Here is a 22,891-nt window from a genome sequence, read left to right as displayed (position 1 = left end):
CGAAGAGATCAGCGCTGGGTGGTGTGATGAGAAAGCTGGTGCATATCTGCTTCGGTGTGCTGATGAAACAGCAGAGATATGACGAGAATTACGCAGTAGCGGCTTGACGTGCAAGACGGTAGCTGCGGGCTATCCTGGCAGACTCACTCTGCTCGGCGCTGTGGATTGCCTGCGCCAAAGCGCCCCCAGCCTGCTCATTAACCATCGTGCTTGCTGTTAAATGCAGCCTGGTTTTAGTCCATAGCGGGCATGTTGATCCAGATCTTCCAGACTGCTGCTGAAGTGCGTGCTGGTGAAAAGGGCACATTGCGTAAGGCCGCAGCACCGCTGATGCTTCTATAGTGGGGCAGGAAATCCACACAGGGATGACGCAAATTTTACAGTCTGCTGAGGAGCTGAAGTGAATGCTGTTGGAAGGGGCACAATATTTGAGGCCGTAGCACCTCTGCTGCTGCAAGGGCTATCCGCAGCGCTGAGGCTTTTACGTTGGGCCAGGAGATCCACGCAGGGATGCGTGGATCAGTTCGGGGCCGACCAGGGATGGTCGATCCCCGAACGTTCCGTCGGCACGACGTGTAAGCCGAGGGCACCGCGTCAGCGGCGCGAGGACTGCCCGGCAGCAGCAGAGGTGCTACGGCCCGCACTCAGCACAGGACTCACCCCCCGAACTAAACACACCTGCACTATACGTTCTCACTCCGTACTAGCACTGACCCCAGGTTTAAACCCGATCAGCCAACCCTTCAATCCGCTGCATTGCGGCCAGCAGACGGGCTTCGGTCACTTCGACCGACATATTCTCCATATCCGGTGCATGCACGGATTCACGCACAATCAGCGCCAGCTCGGCATCATCCAACTCGGCAATCTCACGCAGCGTCAATGGCACACCGCAATCGCGCGCCAGACGCATCTCATCCAGCACCTCTTCATCGCTGCGATCTTCCAGCGCCAGCAGGCACAAGTTGCCAAAGCCAACCAGCAGGCCATGACCAAACTCACGTGTCTTATCGCAGAAGGTAAAACCTTCATAAATCGCATGTGAAGCCGCTGCGTGGGCGCCGTTGCTCATCAGCGAGGTCAATCCGGCCCAGGTAAAGATCGCATCCAGCACCTGGTCCAATGAGGCGCTGCTTTCGCCGCGCAACACCGCCGCATAGGCCGCCGGGCCGTGTTCCGCGATCACGTCATAGCAAATCTGGCTATGAGCCAATGATGACAATGCATTGCCTTCACGTGCCGGATGGCGGACGCTCACCGCGCGGAACTCATACCATTTTGCCAGGGTGTCGCCCAGACCAGCAGCGAGCCAGCGAGCAGGGGCTTTAGCCAGCAACTCACTGTCGATGATCACTGCCGCCGGTGCCTGTGGCAGCGGGAAAATATCGAAGAAATTGCCGTTATCGTCGTAGCGAATGGTCAATGGCGTCACTGCCGAACAGGTGGCGGCAATGGTCGGGATGGTGATAAACGGCAAGCCCAACTGCGCTCCCACGGCTTTTACGGTATCCAGCGATTTACCGCCGCCGACACCGATAATCACGTCAGCTTGCAGTTCGGTAGCGATCGCCGCCAGACGGTTAATCTGATTGATTGAAGTCTCACCACCAAACCACTCCTGCGCCAGCAGCGTCACGTTGGCTGCCAGCAGTTGAGCGCGCACCTGCGCTTCCACCGATTGTAAAGCCTGATGGCCGCCGATCAGCAGGGCGCGTTTGCCCAGCCCCGCGCAAATCTCGCCCAGTTGATTGATCACACCCGCACCGCGCAACACGCGCGCCGGAAACACCAAATTCTGTTGTGTCATGCTTTCTTCTCTGTGTAACGGACGCCGGGCAATACGCACAGCATCTCATAAAGGATATTGGCTGCAAGCTGGGAGGTCATGCCGCTGATATCGTACGGCGGTGACACCTCGACCAGATCGCCACCGACCAGATTGAGTCCGCGACAGCCGCGCACAATCTCCAGTCCCTGCATCGAGGTCAGGCCGCCGACTTCTGGCGTGCCGGTGCCGGGTGCCCAGGCGGGATCAAAACTGTCGATGTCATAGCTGAGATATACCGGGCCGTCTCCGATGCGCGCTCGCACTTCAGCCATCAGCGGTGTCATGGAGCGATACCAGCACTGTTCGGCAGGCACCAGATGGAAGCCCTGATCGACACCCCACTGAAAATCATCGGCGGCGTAGCCTTGAGCGCGCTGACCAATTTGCACCACGCGCTGGCAGTCGAGCAGGCCTTCTTCTACCGCACGGCGGAATGTGGTGCCGTGGGCGATCTTTTCGCCGAACATCTCATCGTTGGTATCGGTGTGCGCGTCAATGTGGATCAGGCCCATCGGCCCGTGCTTCTTTGCCAGCGCGCGCAAAATCGGCAGCGTCAGAGTGTGATCGCCACCGAGCGTTAACGGGATAATCGGCCAATTGTTTAACTCGGTATAATAGTTTTCGATGATATCGACCGACTTCAGCAGGCTGTAGGTATTGATCGGCACATCGCCGAGATCGCCAACGCGCAACGAATCAAAAGGGGCTGCGCCGGTTGCCATGTTATACGGGCGAATCATCACTGAATCGGCGCGAATGGCGCGTGGCCCATAGCGCGTACCGCTGCGTTGCGATGTTCCGATATCCAGCGGAATGCCTACAAACGCCACATCAAGATCGGCAGGGGATTCGGCAGCGGGCAAACGCATCATGGTGCCACGGCCAGCGAAACGGGGCATCTCGTTGCCACCCTGCGGCTGAGGAAAATCGGTCATCACGAACTCCTTCGGCTAAGTGAGTCTTATCATGGCCTGAGGGAGGCGCGGGAAAAATCCTTGACAGTAAATAATCACTTCATAGATTGGTTAACTTTAGTCAGTAATCACTGAAGGAAATGCGATGCAAACACTACCTAATCTCAAACTGCTGCAGGTGTTTGCCAGCGTGGTGGAAAATCAGGGCTATTCGCGTGCACAGCAGGCGCTTAACATGACCACGCCCGCCATCAGCGCTTATATGAGCGAGCTGGAAACGCAGCTGGGTTTTATCTTGTGCCAGCGCGGACGTGGCGGCTTTACCCTCACTACCAAAGGCGAGCAGTTTCATCGCTACAGCCAGGAAATGCTGGCCACGCTGGCGGGTTGGCAGGAGCAGGTTGAAACGCTGAAAAGCGCACAAGGTGGCACCTTTTCACTGGGCGTAGTGGATGCCACAGTCACTGACAGCACGCTGGACCTGCCGGCAGCAATTGCGCGCTTTAACCAGCGCTTTCCAGCGGTGTTTTTCAATCTCAGCGTGCGCGATCCCAATGAACTGCAGCAGCAGTTACTGGAAGACCGCCTTGATTTGGCAATCGGGCACTTTCCACTGCGTGCCAGCAATCTGGTCACCATTCCGCTTTATGAGGAGCAACACTGGTTGTATTGCAGTCCGCACCATCCACTGGCGCAGGGCGATCCGGATATGCGCACCGTGCAGCAAACCGGCATGGTGACGCGGCGTTACTGGAATCAGCAGGAGTTAAACAAGCGCGGCTTCCGCCAGACTAACGCCTCAGTGGAGAGTATAGAGGCGCAGTTGACGCTGATCCTCTCCGGGAGATATATCGGCTATTTGCCGGAGCATTACGCACAAAGCGGGGAACAGCAGGGCACGTTGTGCCGCTTGTTGCCACAGCATTTTCACTTCCGCGCACCATTTTCGTTTGCCTTCCGCCGTGGACGCGCGCGCGAAACGTTGATCCGCGCGATGCGTGAAATTCTGAATCCAGCGCGAAAAAATAGCAGTGAAAGCTGACGCTGCGCCGATACTGTGTAAAAATACAGGCCAATTCAGCAAACAGTAATCAACATGGCCCTGACAGCAGCGATAAAAAGCCAGATTGCGCAATGGTATAAGGCGCTGCAGCAGCAGGTTCCTGACTTTATCCCCCGTGCGCCACAGCGTCAGATGATCGCTGAAGTGGCGAAAAGCCTGGCCGGTGATGAAGGCCGCCATCTGGCGATTGAGGCCCCCACCGGCGTGGGCAAAACCTTGTCTTATTTGATCCCCGGCATCGCGGTAAGCCGCGCCGAGGAGAAACGGTTAGTGATCAGCACCGCCAACGTCGCGCTGCAGGATCAAATCTTCAGCAAAGACCTGCCGCTGCTGAAAAAAATCATCCCCGATCTCACCTTCACTGCCGCATTCGGCCGTGGCCGCTATGTCTGTCCGCGCAATCTCGCGGCACTGGCTGCGACGGAAGATCAGCAAGGCGATTTGCTGCTGTATCTCGATGAAGAAGCGGTAACCGGGTCGAAAGAAGAGCAGAAGTTCTGTGCCAAACTGGAAAAGCAACTCAGCATCTACAAATGGGACGGCCTGCGCGATCACTCCGATGTCTCAATTGATGACAGCCTGTGGCAGCGCCTTTCCACCGACAAAGCCAACTGCCTGGGGCATCACTGCCGCTGGTATCGTGAATGCCCGTTCTTTGTCGCGCGTCGTGAAATTGAGCAGGCCGATGTGGTGGTGGCGAACCATGCGCTGGTGATGGCGGCGATGGAGAATGAATCCGTATTACCGCCGCCTAAACATCTGATGCTGGTGCTGGACGAGGGCCATCATCTGCCTGAAGTGGCGCGTGATGCACTGGAGATGAGCGCGGAAATTACCCCCGGCTGGAGCAGCTTGCAGCTCGATCTGTTTGTACGGCTGGTGGAAACCATCATGGCGCAGTTCCGCCCGAAATCGCCGCCACCGCTGACTAATCCTGAACGGTTAAAAGGCCACTGCGATGAGATGCGTGAACTGCTGCAAATCCTGTGCGACGCGCTCAACCCGCTGTTACCCGCGCACAATCAGCCGGGCGAGTTTCGTTTTGTGCTGGGTGAGTTGCCGGAAGAGCTGATGACGATGTGCGCACGGCTGTTCAAACTGAGCGATGCATTGCGCGGGTTGAGCGAAGGGTTACTCAATGAGTTGGGTGAGCAAACCGGCAAAGCCGACATCATGCGTCTGCATCGGGCAATCATTCAGCTTAACCGCCAGTTTGGTTGGTTCGAATCGATCAGCAAACTGTGGCGACTGGCGGCCATGGAGAAAGCCTCTAATGCGCCGGTATCGAAATGGATTACCCGTGAAATTCGGGACGGCCAGGCGCATCTGCTATTCCACTGCGCCGGGATTCGCGTCAGCGATCAGCTGGAGAAACTGCTGTGGCGCAAGATTCCGCATGTGGTGGTGACCTCGGCGACCTTGCGTTCACTGAACAGCTTCAATCGGCTGCAAGAGATGTCAGGGCTAAACGAGAAAGCGGGCGATCGCTTTGTGGCGCTGGATTCGCCATTTAATCATGTCGATCAGGGCAAGCTGGTGATCCCGCAAATGCGCTATGAACCGCTGATGGCTAATGAAGCGGAGCACATCGCCGAGATGGCAGGCTTTTTCCTGCAACAAATGGCAGAAGAGAAGCACAAAGGCGTGCTGGTGCTGTTTGCCAGCGGGCGCGCGATGCAGCAGTTTGTCAGCCATGTCAGCGCATTACGCTTATCGATGTTGGTGCAGGGCGATCAACCTCGTTCGCGCTTAGTGGAGCTGCATCGCCAGCGAGTCGAAGCGGGGCAAACCAGTATTCTGGTTGGACTGCAGTCTTTTGCTGAAGGCCTGGATTTAAAGGGCGATCTGCTGACGCAGGTGCACATCCATAAAATCGCTTTTCCCCCGGTAGACAGTCCGGTAATTTTGACCGAAGGGGAGTGGTTGAAGAGCCTTAAACGCTACCCGTTCGAAGTGCAGAGTTTACCGAGCGCTTCGTTTACGTTGATTCAGCAGGTCGGCCGTCTGATTCGTAGCCATCACTGCTTCGGGGAGATCGTGATATACGATCGGCGACTGCTTAATAAAGCTTATGGCAGTCGGCTGCTGGCCGCCTTACCGGTGTTTCCAATTGAGCAACCGATGGTGCCCGAAGCCAGCATAAAACCAGCGGTCAAAGCAGTGGTTAAAGCCCCAGTAAAATCAGCGAAGCGTAAAAGTAAGAAATCTTAGGTGTGCCCAGGCGCACCTCAATGACCTTTTGGCAGCCGGATATCGGCGCGCCCTGGAAGCGGGAATGCCCTGATGGAACTGAATAAAATAATCAAAGAGATTGGGCGCGGTAAGAACCACGCGCGCGATATCGATTTCGACACCGCCGTTGCGCTGTACAGCGCGATGCTGGCGGATGAAGTACCCGAACTGGAACTTGGTGGTGTGCTGATCGCCCTGCGAATCAAGGGCGAAGGCGAAGAGGAGATGCGCGGTTTTTACCACGCCATGCAGCAGCAAATGATGCAGTTGCAGGCGCCCGCCAATCGCCCGATGCCGATCGTGATCCCCAGCTACAACGGCGCACGTCGTCAGGGCAATCTCACGCCGTTATTGGCCTTGCTGTTAAGCAAACTCGGGTTTCCGGTATTGCTGCATGGTGTGAGTGACGATCCAACCCGCATCACCACCGAAGCGGTACTGGCAGCGCTGGATATTGCGCCGGCCACCACTGCGCAGCAGGCACAAGCGAAACTGGAGAGCGGTGAGCTGGCGTTTATCACCATCGATCACCTGTGTGCACCGATGGCAAAACAGCTGTCGCTGCGCTGGCGCATGGGCGTGCGTAACAGCGCCCATACGCTGGCGAAGCTGGCGACGCCGTTTGCCGAACGCGCCGCGTTGCGTCTGGCGAGTGTTTCCCATCCGGAATATGTGCCGCGCGTCGGCAAGTTCTTCCAGGATATTGATGCACCCGCCATCCTGCTGAATGGCACCGAAGGTGAAGTGTATGCCAACCCACAACGCTGTCCGGCGATTAACTACATTGGCGGTGCGGGCGCAGAGGCGGAAGTGTGGGTAGAGCGTCAGCCAGAAATCAGCGTGGAACTGCCAGAAAGTAAAAATGCGCAGGACACTGCAGACTGGATCAAACAGGTGCTGGCCGGCGAACGTGCCGTGCCGCAGGCGCTGCGTTTACAGCTGGCGTGCTGCTTAGTGGCCACCGGAGAGTCAGCGACGCTGGATGAGGCGGAAACGCGATTGCAGCAAGCTGGGATCTGACGGGTAAATCAATACCCGCAGCCTTGGGTTGCGGGTCAAACGCACAGTCGAGATCTGGGAAATCCGGCAGTCAGGCTTTGACCAGCACGTTCTCCACCAGTTGCTGCCAGAAGCGGATACCAATCGGTATCAGATCATCATTGAAATCATAATGCGCGTTGTGCAATGGGGCGGAGGGGGATGCGCCATCGGCACCGAGCCAGAAGTAAGCACCCGGGCAGGATTCCAGCATACAGGCGAAATCTTCCGAGGCCATGGAAGGATTCACCTGCCAGTGCACCTGCGATTCACCTAACACGCGCTGGGCAACCTCGCGCACCTGTTCCGCTGGACCGGCATGGTTGGCGGTGACGGGATAACCCGGATACCAGTGAATCTCGCCGCTGACGCCAAACGGGCGCGGCAGGGTAGTGACAAAATCCTCAATCAGACTGCGCACGCGGTCACGTACGTCAGTCTGCAAACATCGCACCGTACCACGCAGCACAATCTGCTCGGGAATCACATTGATCGCCTCACCACCATGGATCTGCGTCACGCTCACCACTGCTGATGCCAGCGGTGACAAACGGCGTGACGGAATGGTTTGCAGCGCCATAATCAGCTCTGCCGCCACCACCATCGGGTCGGCACCGCTCTCTGGCATCGCCGCATGACAGCTTTTGCCGTTCAGGGTGATTTCAAAGGAATCGAGCGAGGCCATCATCGCACCTGGATTCACCGCCAGCGAACCCACCGGCAAACCTGGCCAGTTGTGCATGGCGTACACCGCATCCATTGGGAAACGGGTATACAAACCTTCTTCCACCATTTTCCGCGCACCGCCAAGATTCTCTTCCGCGGGCTGAAACAGGAAGTGCACCGTGCCTTTGAAGTTGCGCGTCGCGGCCAGTTGGCAGGCCGCCGCGAGCAGAATGGCCGTATGTCCGTCGTGACCGCAGGCGTGCATCACGCCGGGACGGGCAGATTTCCACTCCGGCGCGCCTTTTTCGGTAATCGGCAACGCGTCCATATCAGCGCGTAAACCAATCACCGGGCCTGGGCCGTTTTCCAGTGTGCCGATCACGCCAGTGCCTGCCAGGCCACGGAACACTTGTAATCCTGCTTCAGAGAGCACATTCGCAACCAGTTCACTGGTTTGTTGCTCCTGATAACCGAGTTCAGGATGTTGGTGTAACTGACGACGCCAGTTCAGGGCGTTTTCCAGCAGGACGGCAGGCAGGCTCATAAGGTAAGGCTCTCCATCAGCAGCAGTTGCTGCGATTTCTCTGACACGTAACGTGATGTCTCCACTGTAGTGGTAAGCGCAGGGCGGCGTCTATCGTGGAAAGGAATAATTTGGCTATAGGGTATAGCGGAATGGAATATAGCAGCGGGGGCGCTCGGTCGGCATACCTGCATGCCGACCTTACACATGTGGAGAAAGGTGCGCAGTCATGCGCACCGGGAAATTTACTTCTGCATCGGCAGGTTCAAGCCATGTTCTTTCGCGCAGCTCTGCGCCAGTTCATAGCCTGCATCCGCGTGACGCATCACACCGGTTGCCGGGTCATTCCACAGCACACGGCCAAGGCGCGCGTCGGCTTCGGCAGTGCCGTCGCAGACAATCACCACGCCGGAGTGCTGCGAGAAGCCCATGCCAACGCCGCCGCCGTGATGCAGGCTAACCCAGGTCGCGCCGCCTGCAGTGTTCAGCAGGGCATTCAGCAACGGCCAGTCGGAGACGGCATCCGAACCGTCTTTCATCGCTTCAGTTTCGCGGTTCGGTGACGCCACGGAACCACAGTCCAGATGATCGCGGCCGATGACGATAGGCGCTTTCAGTTCACCGTTGCGCACCATTTCGTTAAACGCCAGCGCGGCTTTATGACGTTCGCCCAGCCCCAGCCAGCAGATACGTGCTGGTAAGCCCTGGAAGGCGATACGCTCCTGCGCCATGTCGAGCCAGCGATGCAGGTTCTTATGTTCCGGGAACAATTCTTTCAGCTTGGCATCGGTTTTGTAGATATCTTCCGGATCGCCTGACAGCGCCACCCAGCGGAACGGACCTTTGCCTTCGCAGAACAGCGGGCGAATATAGGCGGGTACGAAGCCTGGGAAATCAAAGGCGTTTTTCACCCCTTCATCCAACGCCACCTGACGGATGTTGTTACCGTAATCCACGGTCGGTACACCCATGTGGTGGAAATCAAGCATGGCCTGCACATGCACTGCCATCGACGCGCGAGCTGCTTTTTCAACCGCTTTTGGATTGCTGACTCGCTCGGACTGCCAGCGCTCAATGTCCCAGCCCACTGGCAGGTAACCATTAATCGGATCGTGTGCAGAAGTCTGATCGGTGACGATATCCGGCTTCATGCCACCCGCTTTGGCGCGCTTCACCAGCTCCGGCACGATTTCCGCGGCGTTGCCCAGCAGGCCAACGGAAATTGCCTGCTTCGCTTTGGTGGCTTTCTCAATCAGATCCAGCGCTTCGTCTAAGGTATAAGCTTTATGGTCAACGTAACGGGTGCGCAGACGGAAATCGATGCGGGATTCCTGGCATTCAATCGCCAGCACGCTGGCACCGGCCAGTACGCCCGCCAGCGGTTGTGCGCCGCCCATGCCGCCCAGGCCTGCTGTCAGGATCCAGCGACCGCTCAGATCGCTGTCATAATGCTGGCGGCCGGCTTCGGCGAAGGTCTCAAAGGTGCCCTGCACGATGCCCTGTGCACCGATGTAGATCCAGGAACCGGCGGTCATCTGGCCGTACATCATCAGGCCGGCTTTATCCAGCTCGTGGAAATGATCCCAGTTAGCCCAGTGTGGCACCAGGTTAGAGTTAGCCAGCAGCACGCGAGGTGCATCGGCATGAGTACGGAACACGCCCACTGGTTTACCCGACTGGATCAGCAGGGTTTCTTCAGGCTGCAACGCACGCAGTGAACGCAGAATCTGCTCAAAGCACTCCCAGTTACGCGCGGCTTTACCGATACCGCCGTATACCACCAGATCTTCCGGGCGCTCGGCCACATCAGGATCGAGGTTGTTCTGGATCATGCGGTAAGCCGCTTCAATCAACCAGTTCGCACAATGCAGTTCGTTACCGCGCGGCGCACGGATTTCACGGGCAACAGCCTGAGATAAAGTTTCGCTCATCATCAATTCCTTAAAGGGAAGGTGAACGCTGGCTTGGCAGCAGCGCAGTCAAAGATTCAGGCCAGGCGTGACTGCTGGCCCACAGACGCATGGATTCGATATCCGGCGCCATTAAACGGTCTTGATCAAGGAAGGCAACGTTCTCGCGGATGCGACTCATCTCTTGTTCCAGCGCAGTCGAGCTTTGCAGTGGACGATGGAAGTCGATGCCTTGCGCCGCAGCCATGGCTTCAATGCCGACCACGGCAGCGGTGTTAAAGCACATATCACCGAGGCGACGCGCGGCGTAGGTGGCCATCGACACGTGATCTTCCTGGTTCGCAGAGGTCGGCAGGCTATCCACGCTACCCGGATGCGCCAGCGATTTGTTTTCAGAAGCCAGTGCGGCAGCGGTGACCTGAGCAATCATAAAGCCAGAGTTCACTCCACCATCGCGCACCAGGAATGGCGGCAGGCCTGAGAGACCGGTATCCAGCAACAGGGCCATACGGCGCTCGGAAATTGCGCCAATTTCGGCAATCGCCAATGCGATGATATCGGCGGCAAACGCCACAGGTTCGGCGTGGAAGTTACCGCCCGAAATCACATCACCGCTTTCACTGAACACCAGCGGGTTATCAGAGGCCGCGTTGGCTTCGATTTGCAATACACGCGCCGCATGGCTGAGGTTGTCTAAACACGCGCCCATCACCTGCGGAACGCAGCGAATCGAGTAGGGATCCTGCACGCGACCACAATTGGTATGTGAGCTGAGGATTTCACTGCCTTCCAGTAAGGAAGAAACGGCAGCGGCCACCGCGATTTGCCCGTGCTGACCGCGCGCCTGATGAATACGTGCATCGAAAGGTTTTACCGAGCCTTTGATCGCTTCCAGTGACAGCGCGCCGGCCATCAGACCTGCGGCGAACAGGTTCTCAGCTTCAAACAGGCCACGCAGTGCCAGGGCGTTGGAAACCTGGGTGCCATTCAGCAGTGCCAGACCTTCTTTCGGTCCCAGCACAATCGGCTGCAGGCCGACGCGTGCCAGCCCTTCGGTGGCAGGAATCAGTCCTCCGTCAACGCGTACCTGGCCTTCGCCCAGCAACATCAGTGACAGATGGGCCAGCGGTGCTAAATCGCCGGATGCGCCAACCGAACCTTTTTCCGGGATACACGGCATCACACCAGCATTAAACAACGCCAGCAGGGCTTCGATTAACTGGATACGTACGCCGGAGTGACCGCGTGCCAGGCTGATGATTTTGGTGGCGACCACTAAGCGCGTGACGTTATCGGGCAGTAAGTTGCCCAAACCCACGCTGTGCGACAGCACCAGATTACGCTGCAACTCTGCCAGACGCTCAGCAGGAATCTGTGTCTGTGCCAGTTTGCCGAAGCCAGTGTTGATGCCGTACACCACTTTGCCTGATGCCACGATGGCATCGACGGTTTCATTCGCGCGATCGATGGCTACACGAGCGTCATCCGCTAAGGTGAGCGTCACCTTGCTTTGATAAATCGCCCGCAAGGTCGCGAGGTCCACTTCACCGGGAATGAGGCGAATTTCCTGAACCGAACCTGACATAGTCTACTCCTGTCTATACAAGTGATCGGGTGCTACCTGCAAGCCCTGGGTTTACGATGTGGCATGGGGTAGCACCATTGAATGAGCTGAGTGAAGCATAAGTGTCTAATCTTGTCTATACAAGTAGCAAGGGCTGTGCCAGATTGATTGGATTCTGTGAAATGCGCCGCAATGCGGGATGTGTCATTCAGCCGCAGCCGCATTGCACCGAAACAGGGAGAACGCTGCACTGTTAACGGGCTGTCTGCACAATTGGATGTATATACATTTACGAGCTGAGACAGTAAACTTTGGGCATTATTCGGAAAAGGAACAGGATATGGCGGAGCAAACGGCAATAGCGCAGCTGGCCGCAGCGATGGGCGATGAGCCAGCACCGATTTATCAGCGCGTGAAACAGGCGATCGTCAGCCAGATCCGTGAAGGTCACTGGAAAGCGAATCAGCGCGTACCGTCCGAAAGTGAGCTGGTTAACGAGCTGGGCGTGAGCCGCATGACCATTAACCGCGCGCTGCGTGAACTCACCAGTGAAGGTTTTTTGGTACGCATGCAAGGCGTCGGCACCTTTGTTGCGGAGATGAAGGGTTACACCGCGATGCTGGAAGTGCATAACATCGCCGATGAAATTGCCCAGCGTGGTCATCGCCATAGCTGCAAAATTTTGTCGATTGGGCAGATGAAGGCCGATCCGGAGCAGGCCGCTGTGTTGGGCTTATCCACCGGACAGACGCTGTATCATTCGTTGATTGTGCATTACGAAAACGACATGCCAGTGCAACTGGAAGATCGTCTGGTCAACCCGCTGGTGGCGCCGGATTACCTCAGTCAGGATTATCATCAACTGACGCCCTACACCTATTTGATGCGCGTGGCGCCGTTGACCGCCGGTGAGCATATTGTGGAAGCGGTACTGCCCGATTTGCGCCAGCGTAAACATCTGGCGCTGGATGAGCACGAACCCTGCTTGTTGATTCGTCGTCAGACCTGGAGCGACAACAAGATTGTGACTTACGCGCGCCTGCTCTATCCAGGCTCGCGCTATAAGTTACTCGGTCGTTTCAGAGGACACGGCTAAGCGCCACAAACAGCAGGCTGGTATCCGAGGTTCGCGGTGCCAGCTGCGTCTCTTCATCCAGCCACCACATTCCCTGATTAACCGTGATGCGTTTGCCGTCCGTACTTTGCCATTCGCCGGATAATACCCACGCGACACCGTGTTGGCTGGTAGCGGCGTGTTGCACAACCTCCACCTGTGCCTGCCAACTGTCGCGGCGCGTCATGATATTGAAATCCTGACAGCTGCCGTTAATCTGGGCGTCGATCGACCATTCACCGGGAAACGCCCATGGCTGATGCGGCAACAACCTGTGTTCGACACTCTCGCTGCGCAGTATCACGCTGTCGCCATTCAGCAGCGTAATCACACGATCGATACCAGGGAACGGCGAAAAAGGCCCGTCGGCATCGATGGTGGCAATACTGGCGCGCCAGCCAAATTGGGTCTCACCGGGCGGGAAGCTGATGATTTCACGCGTTTCACCGCCGCCGTTGCGCCAGCGGCTGACCGGCAGCTGGCCGTAGTCAAAATGGGTTCTCATTGCAGTGCACTCATGGCCTGGGCGAAGCGCGCGGCTGCGGCTTCTTCAGCGGGATGATGGCCCTCGCTGATCACCTGATTACCGGCAACAAACACATCGCGGATCTGGCTTTGCGTACCGCCAAATAGCCAGCGGTTAAGTAGTGAAGCTGAATTTACGCTGCTCAGGAAGGCATCGTTTTCCAGCACCAGCCAGTCGGCGCGTTTGCCCACCGCCAGTTCACCGGTGTTGATCGCGCACGCCTGTGCACCGCCTTGTGCCGCCTGCTGCCACAGCAGATCGCCCACAGAAGGCTGATGGGGCAGGGTGATTCGGTTGCGACGACGATCGCGCAGGCGCTGACCGTACTCCAGCCAGCGCAGCTCTTCCTGCGCGCTGAGCGATACATGGCTGTCCGAGCCAATGCCCCAGCGTCCACCCTGGGCAATGTATTCCACCGCCGGGAAGATGCCGTCGCCCAGATTGGCTTCGGTGGTCGGACAGAGTCCGGCAATCGCACCGCTGGCCGCCATGCGTTGGATTTCGCTGTCGTCCAGATGGGTGGCATGAATCAGGCACCAGCGCTGATCTACCTCGAAGCGATTGTAGAGCCAGTCCACTGGACGTTCACCGCTCCACGCCAGACTGTCATTCACCTCTTTTTCCTGCTCCGCCACATGAATATGCACCGGCACATCAGCAGCGCCAGCGGCCAGCACTTCACGCATCTGAGCTTCACTCACCGCGCGCAGCGAGTGGAAACAGATGCCATGATTAAGCAGCGGCTTATTGGCGCTCCATTGCGCTACGCGTTGCTGTTGTTGCAGATAAGCATCGGTTTGCTGGATAAAACGGCGCTGGCCATCGCTGGCGGGTTGCGATCCAAATCCGCTGAAGCTGTAAAGCACCGGCAGCAGCGTCTGACCGATGCCGGCCGTCTCGGCGGCGGCAATCAGGTTGAGCAGCATCGCGTCATCGGCATAGGGTTTGCCCTGCGCATCGTGGTGCAAGTAGTGGAATTCCGCCACCTGGCTATAGCCACCTTTCAGCATATCGATGTAGAGATGGGTGGCGATATCGCCGACCTGCTCAGGCGACAGGCGCTGCACCATACGGTACATCAGATCGCGCCAGGTCCAGAAGCTGTCCTGCGGATCGCCCGCCACTTCAGCCAGCCCGGCCATGGCGCGCTGGAAGGCGTGCGAATGCAGGTTAGCGATAGCAGGGATCACCGGGCCAGCAAGGCGAGTGGCGCTGCCTGGCGTGCTGTTAGGGGTAAGTTCAGCAATCTGTCCGGATGCGTGAGTGGTAATCAATACGTCTTCATGCCAGCCGTCGGCCAGCAGCGCGCGTGGGGCAAAAAAAACGGCCATGGTTGATCCTTTAGGGCGGAAAGTTGTATATACATATACATACTTTGAGACGCACTGTAAATCGTCAGATGTGAAGGGGAGTGGGATGGCAGAAGCGAAGCAGATCGACAGCCTGTGGCTGGGGGCCGATATCGTCACCATGCGAGACGGGCACTATAACCTGATTGCCGACGGCGCACTGGCGGTGGATAACGGCGAGCTGATTTGGGTAGGACCGCGTAGTGAACTGCCGGATTTTGCCCCGCGTACGCAGCAGCAATTTGACGGTGGCATCATCACGCCGGGTCTGGTCGATTGCCATACGCATCTGGTGTTTGGCGGCGATCGCAGCCAGGAGTTCGAACAGCGTCTGAACGGCGTCAGCTATGCCGAGATCGCAGCGCAGGGCGGCGGTATTCTCTCCACGGTGCGTGCTACCCGCGCGGCATCACAGCAGGAGTTGGTGGCAAGCGCGCGCTGGCGTCTGGATCGATTGCTGGCAGAAGGCGTCACTACAGTGGAGATTAAATCGGGTTATGGCCTCGATGAAACCAGCGAGCTGACCATGCTGCGCGCCATCCGCGAATTGGCGGAAACGGTGCCCGCCGATGTGCTCTCCACCTGTCTGGCCGCACACGGCTTCCCGCCCGAGTTTAAAGAAAACCCACAGGGCTGGATCGATATCATCTGCAATCACCTGTTACCACAGGTGAAGGCGGAAGGGCTGGCGGATGCCGTCGATGCCTTCTGCGAACATCTGGCCTTCTCCCCTGAGCAGGTTAGCGCGGTGTTTGATCAAGCCAAAGCGCTGGGGATGCCGGTTAAACTGCACGCTGAGCAGTTGTCCGCGCTCGGCGGCGCCACGCTGGCGGCTGAATACGGCGCCTTGTCAGCCGATCATCTTGAATACGCCACCGAAGCCGATGCGCAAGCGATGGCGCAACACGGCACCGTTGCGGTGTTGCTGCCGGGCGCGTTCTATCTACTGCGCGAGACCCAACGCCCACCAGTGGATCTGTTCCGCAAACACGGCGTGCCAATGGCGCTGGCCAGCGATGCCAATCCCGGTACTTCTCCGGCGCTGTCGCTGCGTCTGATGCTCAATATGGGCTGCACGCTGTTTGGCATGACCCCGGAAGAAGCGCTGGCGGGTGTGACCTTATGGGGCGCGAAAGCGCTGGGATTACAGCATTCGCACGGTTCGCTGGAGGTCGGGAAGGTAGCGAACTTTGTACACTGGCCGCTGGCACGTCCGGCAGAACTGGTTTACTGGTTGGGCGGCGAGTTGCCGTGCCAGGTTATTTATCGTGGAGAAGCGCAATGACACCTTTTCATTTCACCGCCGGTAAGCTGCCGCTGCTGGTCAGCATCCCGCACGCGGGCACCCAGTTAACGCCTGAAGTGGATGCAGGATTAAGCGACGCGGCACGCGGTTTGCCAGATACCGACTGGCACATTCCGCTGCTTTACGATTTTGTGCGTGATTTAGGGGCCAGCGTGCTGATTGGCCATTACTCACGTTTTGTCATCGACCTGAATCGTCCGCCGGATAACCAGCCGTTGTACACCACCGCCACCACCGGCCTCTATCCTGAGACGCTGTTTGACGGCACGCCAACCTTCGCCGAGGGGAAAACCCCCAGCGCCGCCGCGCGTCAGGGTTATCTCGATAATATCTGGCAGCCGTATCACCAGCAGATCCAGCAAGAGCTGGCGCGACTGAAAGCTGAACACGGTTATGCGTTGCTGTTTGACGCCCATTCCATCGCGTCGGTGATTCCGCGCTTGTTCGACGGCCAGTTGCCGGATATCAACATTGGCACTAACAGTGGTGAGAGTTGCTCGACAGCGGTGATCGAAGCGATTAAAGAGGTTTGTGTCGCGCAAAGCGATTACAGCTGGGTAGTCAATGGCCGTTTCAAAGGCGGCTATATCACGCGTGCCTACGGTCAGCCGCAGCAGGGCGTACAGGCCGTACAGCTCGAACTGGCGCAGCTGAATTATATGGATGAAACCCCGCCGTTTGCCTGGCAGCAGGATCGCGCCGCGCAGCTGCAGAAAGTGTTGAAACCGATGATGCAGGCATTTTTACAGGCCGGAAAGCCGCGTTAATCGCCTGAGTCGTATGGCAAGACGTCGTGCTTGCCAGGGCTCATTTGCATCAGACTGCCACCTTTAAAGGTGGCAGTTTTTTATGGGTGTTGAAGTGCAAACTCATGCCACGCGCCATCCCCATCTCGCTTCCATCTTAAACCCTGGCATCCCCATAACAGTGCAATCGCGCCCCAAAAATGTGCACTCCCACGTCCACACCGGGACCATTCCCTGATTCCACCGCCTCTGCCGATTTGGCACACCGCTTGCTAGGTTGTATGTACAAGTAAAGACCACGTGGTAATTATCACTTTTTATTCTGGCTGGCTCACAAAAAGCTTATGCCGACAATGATCTGCCGCAAGCTAACTTGTATATACATGAAATGTCATCTGCGCTGTATCAGCCAACAGAGACAGCCAATTCGATTAATGACCAGGAGAAGCCGCATGACGCACCGTGCCCCGATTCGCCGTTTTTGCCTCACGACCCTGTTTGCCAGCCTGATGATCAGCGGTGTTGCTGTTCAGGCCAAAGAGTGGAAATCGATCACCATCGCTACCGAAGGCAGCTATGAACCCTGGAACCTGACGCTGCCGGGCGGCAAGTTAGGCGGCTTTGAACCTGAACTGATGGAAGACCTGTGTAAGCGCATGGGCATCCAGTGCAAGCTGGTGGTGCAAAACTGGGACGGCATGATCGCCGGACTGAATGCTGGCAAATATGATGTGATCATGGATGCCATCGTCATCACGCCGGACCGCAAAAAAGTGGTCAATTTCACCGTGCCTTACGCATCTACCCCTGCCACCTTTATCACCACCAAAGACAGTCCGCTGATGCCGGCCGATCACAACATCATCAAGCTGCATGACGATGAGAAAGAGATCAACACCGCGATTGCGCCTCTGAAAGCGGCGTTAAAAGGCAAAACCATTGGTATCGCGTCCGGCACGGTTTACACGCCCTTTATTGATAAGTACTTCAAAGATGTCGCCGACGTGCGCGAATACACTTCCTCAGCAGATGCGATTCTCGATCTTCAGGCGGGGCGTATTGATGCGGTATTCGACGATGTGACCTTCGCGCAATCGATGCTGGCGCGCAAAGAGAACAGCAACCTGACCTTCAGTGGCCCGCAGTTGGGTGGCCCGATTTGGGGTGAGGGCGAGGCGATGGGCGTGCGCATGGCTGACAATGATCTGAAAGCCAAACTCGACGAGGCCATTAAAGGCGCACTGGCCGATGGCACCGTGAAAAAGCTGAGTGAGAAGTGGTTTAAAACTGACGTAACCCCGTAAGTGAGGTGAAAGATGATGAGCCTGCTGAGTTTTGGTGCTGATGGCTGGGGCCGCCTGATTTTGGGGGCTGCCTTCACCACGCTGCTGCTGTCGCTGGCGGCGTTGATGATTGGCGCGGTGGTCGGTTCCGGCGTGGCGGCAGCGAAACTGTCGCCGCAGCGCTGGGTTCGCTGGTTGGGTGAAGCCTATTCCACGGTGTTTCGCGGCATCCCGGAACTGCTGGTGATCTACCTGTTCTATTTTGGCGGATCGGGCCTGATTACCCTGGTGGGACAGATGTTTGGCGCGGATGGTTTTATCGAAGCGCCGCCGTTCCTGATTGGTGCACTGGCTATCGGGCTCATCTCTGGATCCTATCAAGGTGAGGTGTATCGTGCGGCGCGTCTGGCGCTGGCCAAAGGTGAAGTGGAAGCGGCAGTCGCGATCGGCATGCCGCGCTGGCGTATTGCCCAGCGCATTTTGCTGCCGCAGATTGTGCGCTATGCGCTGCCAGGCATGTCAAATGTCTGGCAGATGAGCCTCAAAGATTCGGCGCTGGTGTCGGTGACCGGCATCGTCGAGCTGATGCGTGCCAGCCAGGTGGCGGCGGGATCCACGCGCGATTACTTCACTTTCTATCTGATTGGCGGTGGCTGCTATCTGGTGCTAACGCTGCTGTCTAATCATGCGTTCCGCCGGGCAGAGTCTCGCCTTGGACGCGCGTGGCAAAGTCGCACTGCGGCACAGCATTAAGGAGCAGCAGTATGATTGACTTCGCCTTTCTGACCGATACCTTTCTCAAGCTGAGCGCCGCGCTCCCGGTGACGCTCGGCCTGTTTATCAGTGCCTTTCTCTGCGGTGGCATTCTCGCTATCGGCATTCTGTCACTGCGCATGAGCCGCTGGCGGGTGCTGAGCGGCTTTGCGCGCGGCTACATTCTGGTGTTTCGCGGCTCACCGCTGCTGATCCAGCTGTTCCTGATCTATTACGGATTGGGGCAGTTTGGCGTGATCCGCCATAGTTTTGTCTGGCCGTTCCTGCGCGAGCCCTTTACCTGCGCCGTGCTGGCGCTGTCGCTATGTACGGCGGCTTATACCGCTGAAATCCTGCGCGGTGCCTTGCTGGCGGTGCCGCCGGGGCAAGTCGAAGCCGGGTTGGCCTGCGGCATGTCGCGCTGGCTGCTGCTTCGTCGCATCATCGCGCCCATCATGCTGCGTTATGCATTGCCCGCGTATTCCACCGAAGCGATCCTGCTGGTGAAGTCCACGGCGCTGGCCAGTCTGGTCACCGTGTGGGATGTCACTGGTGTGGCGCAGCAGATCATTCAGCGTACCTATCGCACCATGGAAGTGTTTATCTGCGCCGCCGCCATTTATCTGATCCTCAACTTTATTATCGTCCAGCTTTACGCGTTGTTAGAACGCCGTTTAACCCCGGTGCATCGCGTTGAAAAAAAGCCGTTACCCGCCGTTAAACCGCTTGCCGGAGAGTGATATGCAATCCACATCCCCCGTAACCTTAAGCGCCACCGATATCCATAAATCCTTTGGCGCAATGGAAGTACTGAAAGGCATTTCGCTGCAGGCGCATCAAGGCGATGTCATCTCAATTCTCGGCGCCAGCGGCTCGGGTAAAAGTACCTTATTGCGCTGTATCAACCTGCTGGAAACGCCGGATGCTGGCGTGGTGAGCGTCGGTGGTGAAACCATTGAGATGAAGCGCCATGCGCGTGGTCATCAGCTGGCGGCCAATCCCAAACAGATTGAGCGCCTGCGTTCGCGTCTGGGCATGGTGTTCCAGAGTTTTAACCTGTGGTCGCATATGACGGTGCTGCAAAACGTGATTGAAGGGCCGCACTATGTTCTGAAGCGCGATAAGAAAAGCTGCATTGCCCAGGCGGAACAGTTGCTGGATCGCGTTGGCCTGTTGAATCGCAAAGATTTTTATCCGGCACAGCTTTCCGGCGGCCAGCAGCAGCGTGTGGCGATTGCCCGCGCGCTGGCGATGGACCCGGAAGTGATGCTGTTTGATGAGCCAACCTCAGCACTTGATCCCGAGCTGGTGGGCGAAGTATTGAAAGTAATGCGCAGCCTGGCGGAAGAGGGGCGCACCATGTTGGTGGTGACGCACGAAATGGGCTTTGCGCGTAACGTTTCCAACCGGGTGGTGTTTATGCATCAGGGGACCATTGATTGTCAGGGGACGCCGGAAGAGATGTTTGGCGCACAAGGCTCGCAGCGCTTTAAGCAGTTTATCTCCAGCCATCAGAGCCATCACACGGAGCAACCAGCATGACATTAGTGTGGGGCGATGAAACGCTTTCCTGGCAGGATGTTGTGCAGGTGGCACGGCACAATGCCGAACTGACGTTAAGCGCCAGCGCCTGGCAGCGTATTGCTCAGGGGCGTGAGATCGTCGAGCAGATTGTGGCCAGCGGGCATATCGCTTATGGCATCAATACCGGGCTGGGGGCGCTGTGCAATATCACTTTGCCGGAAGCGCAGCTCAGCCAGTTGTCACGTAATACGCTATTGAGTCACGCTTGTGGCGTGGGCCCATTACTGGCGCGTGAACAGGTGCGTGCCATTCTGTGTGCGGCGATTGCGAACTATAGCCATGGCAAATCGGGCGTCTCCGTGGCACTGGTGCAGCGTTTGCTGGCGCTGCTGAATCATCAGATTACGCCGCAGGTGCCGTCGCAAGGTTCAGTGGGCTATCTCAGCCATATGGCGCATATCGGACTCGCGCTGATTGGCGTGGGCGATGTTGAGTATCAGCAACAGATCGTGTCTGCAGAGCAAGCGCTGGCGCAGGCTGGATTAACGCCTTATCGACCTGGCGCGAAAGAGGGCTTGAGCCTGGTGAACGGCACGCCGTGCATGACCGGATTGTCGTGTCTGGCGCTGGATGATGCGATGCGCTTGCTGGATTGGGCCGACGTGACTGGCGCAATGAGCTTTGAGGCGCTGCGCGGGCAGTTAGTGGCGTTTGATGCCGAAGTGATTGCGCTGAAAGCCAGCCCAGGTATGCAGGTGAGCGGGCAGCGTTTGCGTCAGTTGCTGAGCGACAGCCCACTGCTGGCAAAAAGCGTAGGTGTGCGCACCCAGGATGCACTGAGTTTGCGTTCGATGCCACAGGTGCACGGTGCCAGCCGCGATCAGTTTGATCACGCGGCGCGCCAGGTGAATACCGAGTTGAATGCCTGTACCGATAATCCGTTGGTACTCGGCACCGTGGATAACTGGCGTGTGGTGTCGCAGGCCAATCCGCACGGTGAATCGGTGGCGATGGCGGCTGATGTGTTGGCCATTGCCATGGCGGAGGTTGGCAGCATTGCGGAGCGACGTCTGGATCGTTTAGTGAATCCGTTGGTCAGCGGTTTACCGGCGTTCCTGGTGGCGCAGCCGGGCGTGAATTCCGGCATGATGATTGCGCAGTACGTGGCGGCGTCGTTGTGTGCGGAGAACCGTCAGCTGGCGCAACCGGCGGTGCTGGATAATTACGTGACCTCGGGTTTGCAGGAGGATCATCTTAGCTTGGGTACGGGAGCTGCGTTGAAACTGCTGAAGCTGGTGGGGAATGTGTGGCAGATTCTGGCGATTGAGTATTTGCTGGCGGCGCAGGCGCTGGATTTCCATGGCGAGGCGGAGTTGGCGGAAGGGACGAAACAGGCGTTGCGCCGTTTGCGGGCAGAGGTGGCGAACTGGCAGGAAGATCGCTGGCTGGCACCGGAAATTGCCCGGGCAGTTGAGGTGATGAAGAACGGTGTTTGCTGAGTGCTCTTAAGTGATGCCGAACTGCTTAACTGCTTAACTGCTTAACTGCTTAACTGCTTAACTGCTTAACTGCTTAACTGCTTAACTGCTTAACTGCTTAACTGCTTAACTGCTTAACTGCTTAACTGCTTAACTGCTTAACTGCTGAATGCGTGTGGGTGCGGGCCGTAGCACCTCTGCTGCTGCCGGGCAGTCCTCGCGCCGCTGGCGCGGTGCCCTCGGCTTCCACGTCGTGCCTACGGAACGTTCGGGGATCGACCATCCCTGGTCGGCCCCGAACTGATCCACGCATCCCTGCGTGAATCTCCTGGCACAACGTAAAAGCCTCAGCGCTGCGGATAGCCCTTGCAGCATCAGAGGTGCTACGGCCTTAAATATTGTGCCCCTTTTAATAGGATTCACTTGAACTCATCAGACGGGAAGATTTGAACCATCCCTGCGTGGATCTCCTGGCCCAACGTAAAAGCCTCAGCGCTGCGGATAGCCCTTGCAGCATCAGAGGTGCTACGGCCTCAAATATTGTGCCCCTTTCAACAGCATTCACTTGAGCTCATCAGCAGATTGTGAAATTTGGGTCATCCCTGCGTGGATCTCCCGGCCCAACGTAAAAGCTTCAGCGCTGCGGATAGCCCTTGCAGCATCAGAGGTGCTACGGCCACTAACACTTGTGCGGTATTTATCAACTCGCATTCAAGTTTGTGAGCCAATGTGAGTTCTTATTGGTTGAAGTTTGTGAGTCGGCTGATGCTCTCATTAGCATCACAAATTCAATCTTATGGACAGAAATAAGCTTGGTGACAAACACACTGAAGCTTATGGGAATGAAAGTGCCTTTAACAAAACGCACGAAAGTTTATGAGCAGGCTGGGGGCGCAGGGGGGCAGGCAATCCGCAGCGCCGAGCAGAGTGAGTCTGCCAGGATAGCCCGCAGCTACCGTCTTGCACGTCAAGCCGCTACTGCGTAATTCTCGTCATATCTCTGCTGTTTCATCAGCACACCGAAGCAGATATGCACCAGCTTTCTCATCACACCACCCAGCGCTGATCTCTTCG

18 protein-coding genes are annotated in these 22,891 nt (G+C 57.3%); 11 read left to right on the top strand and 7 right to left on the bottom strand.

Annotation, left to right across the window (positions count from 1 at the left end; translation table 11 throughout):
- Positions 1-721 precede the first annotated feature (721 nt).
- Both FD744_RS24340 and speB read right to left on the bottom strand, forming a co-directional pair.
- Complete coding sequence (locus FD744_RS24340) at positions 722-1,807, bottom strand: iron-containing alcohol dehydrogenase family protein (RefSeq protein ID WP_160869853.1); 1,086 nt, start codon at positions 1,805-1,807, stop codon at positions 722-724.
- A complete protein-coding gene (speB, locus tag FD744_RS24335; RefSeq protein ID WP_160869851.1) occupies positions 1,804-2,763 on the bottom strand; it encodes an agmatinase in 960 nt (319 codons plus the stop codon). The genes FD744_RS24340 and speB overlap by 4 nt, the downstream gene beginning before the upstream one ends.
- A 124-nt stretch (positions 2,764-2,887) precedes the next feature.
- On the opposite strand from speB, the gene FD744_RS24330 reads away from it, so the two are divergent.
- The 3 genes from FD744_RS24330 (at position 2,888) to ybiB (ending at position 7,057) form a co-directional block, all read left to right on the top strand.
- On the top strand, positions 2,888-3,784 hold the full coding sequence (locus FD744_RS24330) for a LysR family transcriptional regulator (RefSeq protein ID WP_058962201.1): 897 nt from the start codon (positions 2,888-2,890) through the stop codon (positions 3,782-3,784).
- Between the two features lie 54 nt (positions 3,785-3,838).
- Complete coding sequence (dinG, locus tag FD744_RS24325; protein WP_160869849.1) at positions 3,839-6,016, top strand: ATP-dependent DNA helicase DinG; 2,178 nt, start codon at positions 3,839-3,841, stop codon at positions 6,014-6,016.
- Positions 6,017-6,088: 72 nt separating this feature from the next.
- Entirely contained in the window at positions 6,089-7,057 is a 969-nt protein-coding gene (ybiB, locus tag FD744_RS24320) for a DNA-binding protein YbiB (RefSeq protein WP_160869847.1), read from the top strand.
- A gap of 70 nt (positions 7,058-7,127) precedes the next feature.
- Here the strand turns inward: ybiB and FD744_RS24315 are convergent, their stop codons facing one another.
- The 3 genes from FD744_RS24315 to hutH (FD744_RS24305) all read right to left on the bottom strand — a co-directional run bounded on the left by FD744_RS24315 (position 7,128) and on the right by hutH (FD744_RS24305) (position 11,759).
- Entirely contained in the window at positions 7,128-8,285 is a 1,158-nt protein-coding gene (locus FD744_RS24315; RefSeq protein WP_160869845.1) for a M20 aminoacylase family protein, read from the bottom strand.
- Positions 8,286-8,509: 224 nt separating this feature from the next.
- Entirely contained in the window at positions 8,510-10,195 is a 1,686-nt protein-coding gene (hutU, locus tag FD744_RS24310; RefSeq protein ID WP_160869843.1) for a urocanate hydratase, read from the bottom strand.
- Positions 10,196-10,205: 10 nt separating this feature from the next.
- Positions 10,206-11,759, bottom strand: coding sequence for a histidine ammonia-lyase (hutH, locus tag FD744_RS24305; RefSeq protein WP_160869841.1), 1,554 nt, complete (start codon positions 11,757-11,759; stop codon positions 10,206-10,208).
- A 319-nt stretch (positions 11,760-12,078) separates the two neighbouring features.
- On the opposite strand from hutH (FD744_RS24305), the gene hutC reads away from it, so the two are divergent.
- Entirely contained in the window at positions 12,079-12,834 is a 756-nt protein-coding gene (hutC, locus tag FD744_RS24300; RefSeq protein WP_034820947.1) for a histidine utilization repressor, read from the top strand.
- On the opposite strand, the gene FD744_RS24295 is transcribed toward hutC, so the two are convergent.
- Positions 12,818-13,357, bottom strand: coding sequence for a HutD family protein (locus tag FD744_RS24295; RefSeq protein ID WP_160869839.1), 540 nt, complete (start codon positions 13,355-13,357; stop codon positions 12,818-12,820). The two genes, hutC and FD744_RS24295, sit on opposite strands and share 17 nt — an antisense overlap.
- Entirely contained in the window at positions 13,354-14,709 is a 1,356-nt protein-coding gene (locus FD744_RS24290) for a formimidoylglutamate deiminase (protein ID WP_160869837.1), read from the bottom strand. The genes FD744_RS24295 and FD744_RS24290 overlap by 4 nt, the downstream gene beginning before the upstream one ends.
- 85 nt (positions 14,710-14,794) lie before the next feature.
- Between FD744_RS24290 and hutI the strand changes: the two genes are divergently transcribed.
- From hutI to hutH (FD744_RS24255), 7 genes are all read left to right on the top strand, one after another.
- On the top strand, positions 14,795-16,012 hold the full coding sequence (gene hutI / locus FD744_RS24285; RefSeq protein WP_160869835.1) for an imidazolonepropionase: 1,218 nt from the start codon (positions 14,795-14,797) through the stop codon (positions 16,010-16,012).
- Entirely contained in the window at positions 16,009-16,800 is a 792-nt protein-coding gene (gene hutG, locus FD744_RS24280) for an N-formylglutamate deformylase (protein ID WP_160869833.1), read from the top strand. Before hutI ends, hutG begins: the two co-directional genes overlap by 4 nt.
- A 431-nt stretch (positions 16,801-17,231) precedes the next feature.
- On the top strand, positions 17,232-18,083 hold the full coding sequence (locus FD744_RS24275) for a transporter substrate-binding domain-containing protein (RefSeq protein ID WP_058962211.1): 852 nt from the start codon (positions 17,232-17,234) through the stop codon (positions 18,081-18,083).
- Between the two features lie 12 nt (positions 18,084-18,095).
- Positions 18,096-18,815, top strand: coding sequence for an ABC transporter permease (locus FD744_RS24270; protein ID WP_034820926.1), 720 nt, complete (start codon positions 18,096-18,098; stop codon positions 18,813-18,815).
- A gap of 11 nt (positions 18,816-18,826) precedes the next feature.
- A complete protein-coding gene (locus FD744_RS24265; RefSeq protein WP_034820924.1) occupies positions 18,827-19,555 on the top strand; it encodes an ABC transporter permease in 729 nt (242 codons plus the stop codon).
- 1 nt (position 19,556) lies between these two features.
- A complete protein-coding gene (locus tag FD744_RS24260; protein ID WP_034820922.1) occupies positions 19,557-20,357 on the top strand; it encodes an ABC transporter ATP-binding protein in 801 nt (266 codons plus the stop codon).
- Positions 20,354-21,838 carry a histidine ammonia-lyase gene (gene hutH / locus FD744_RS24255; RefSeq protein WP_160869832.1) on the top strand — a complete coding sequence of 495 codons (1,485 nt, stop codon included), beginning with the start codon at positions 20,354-20,356 and terminating at the stop codon, positions 21,836-21,838. The genes FD744_RS24260 and hutH (FD744_RS24255) overlap by 4 nt, the downstream gene beginning before the upstream one ends.
- Positions 21,839-22,891: the final 1,053 nt, after the last annotated feature.

It is taken from the genome of Pantoea sp. Taur (assembly GCF_009830025.1).
GTDB classification, from domain to species: Bacteria; Pseudomonadota; Gammaproteobacteria; order Enterobacterales; family Enterobacteriaceae; genus Pantoea; species Pantoea communis.
Note: the sequence above shows the minus strand (reverse complement) of the source record. Positions and strands in the feature narration are given on the sequence as shown.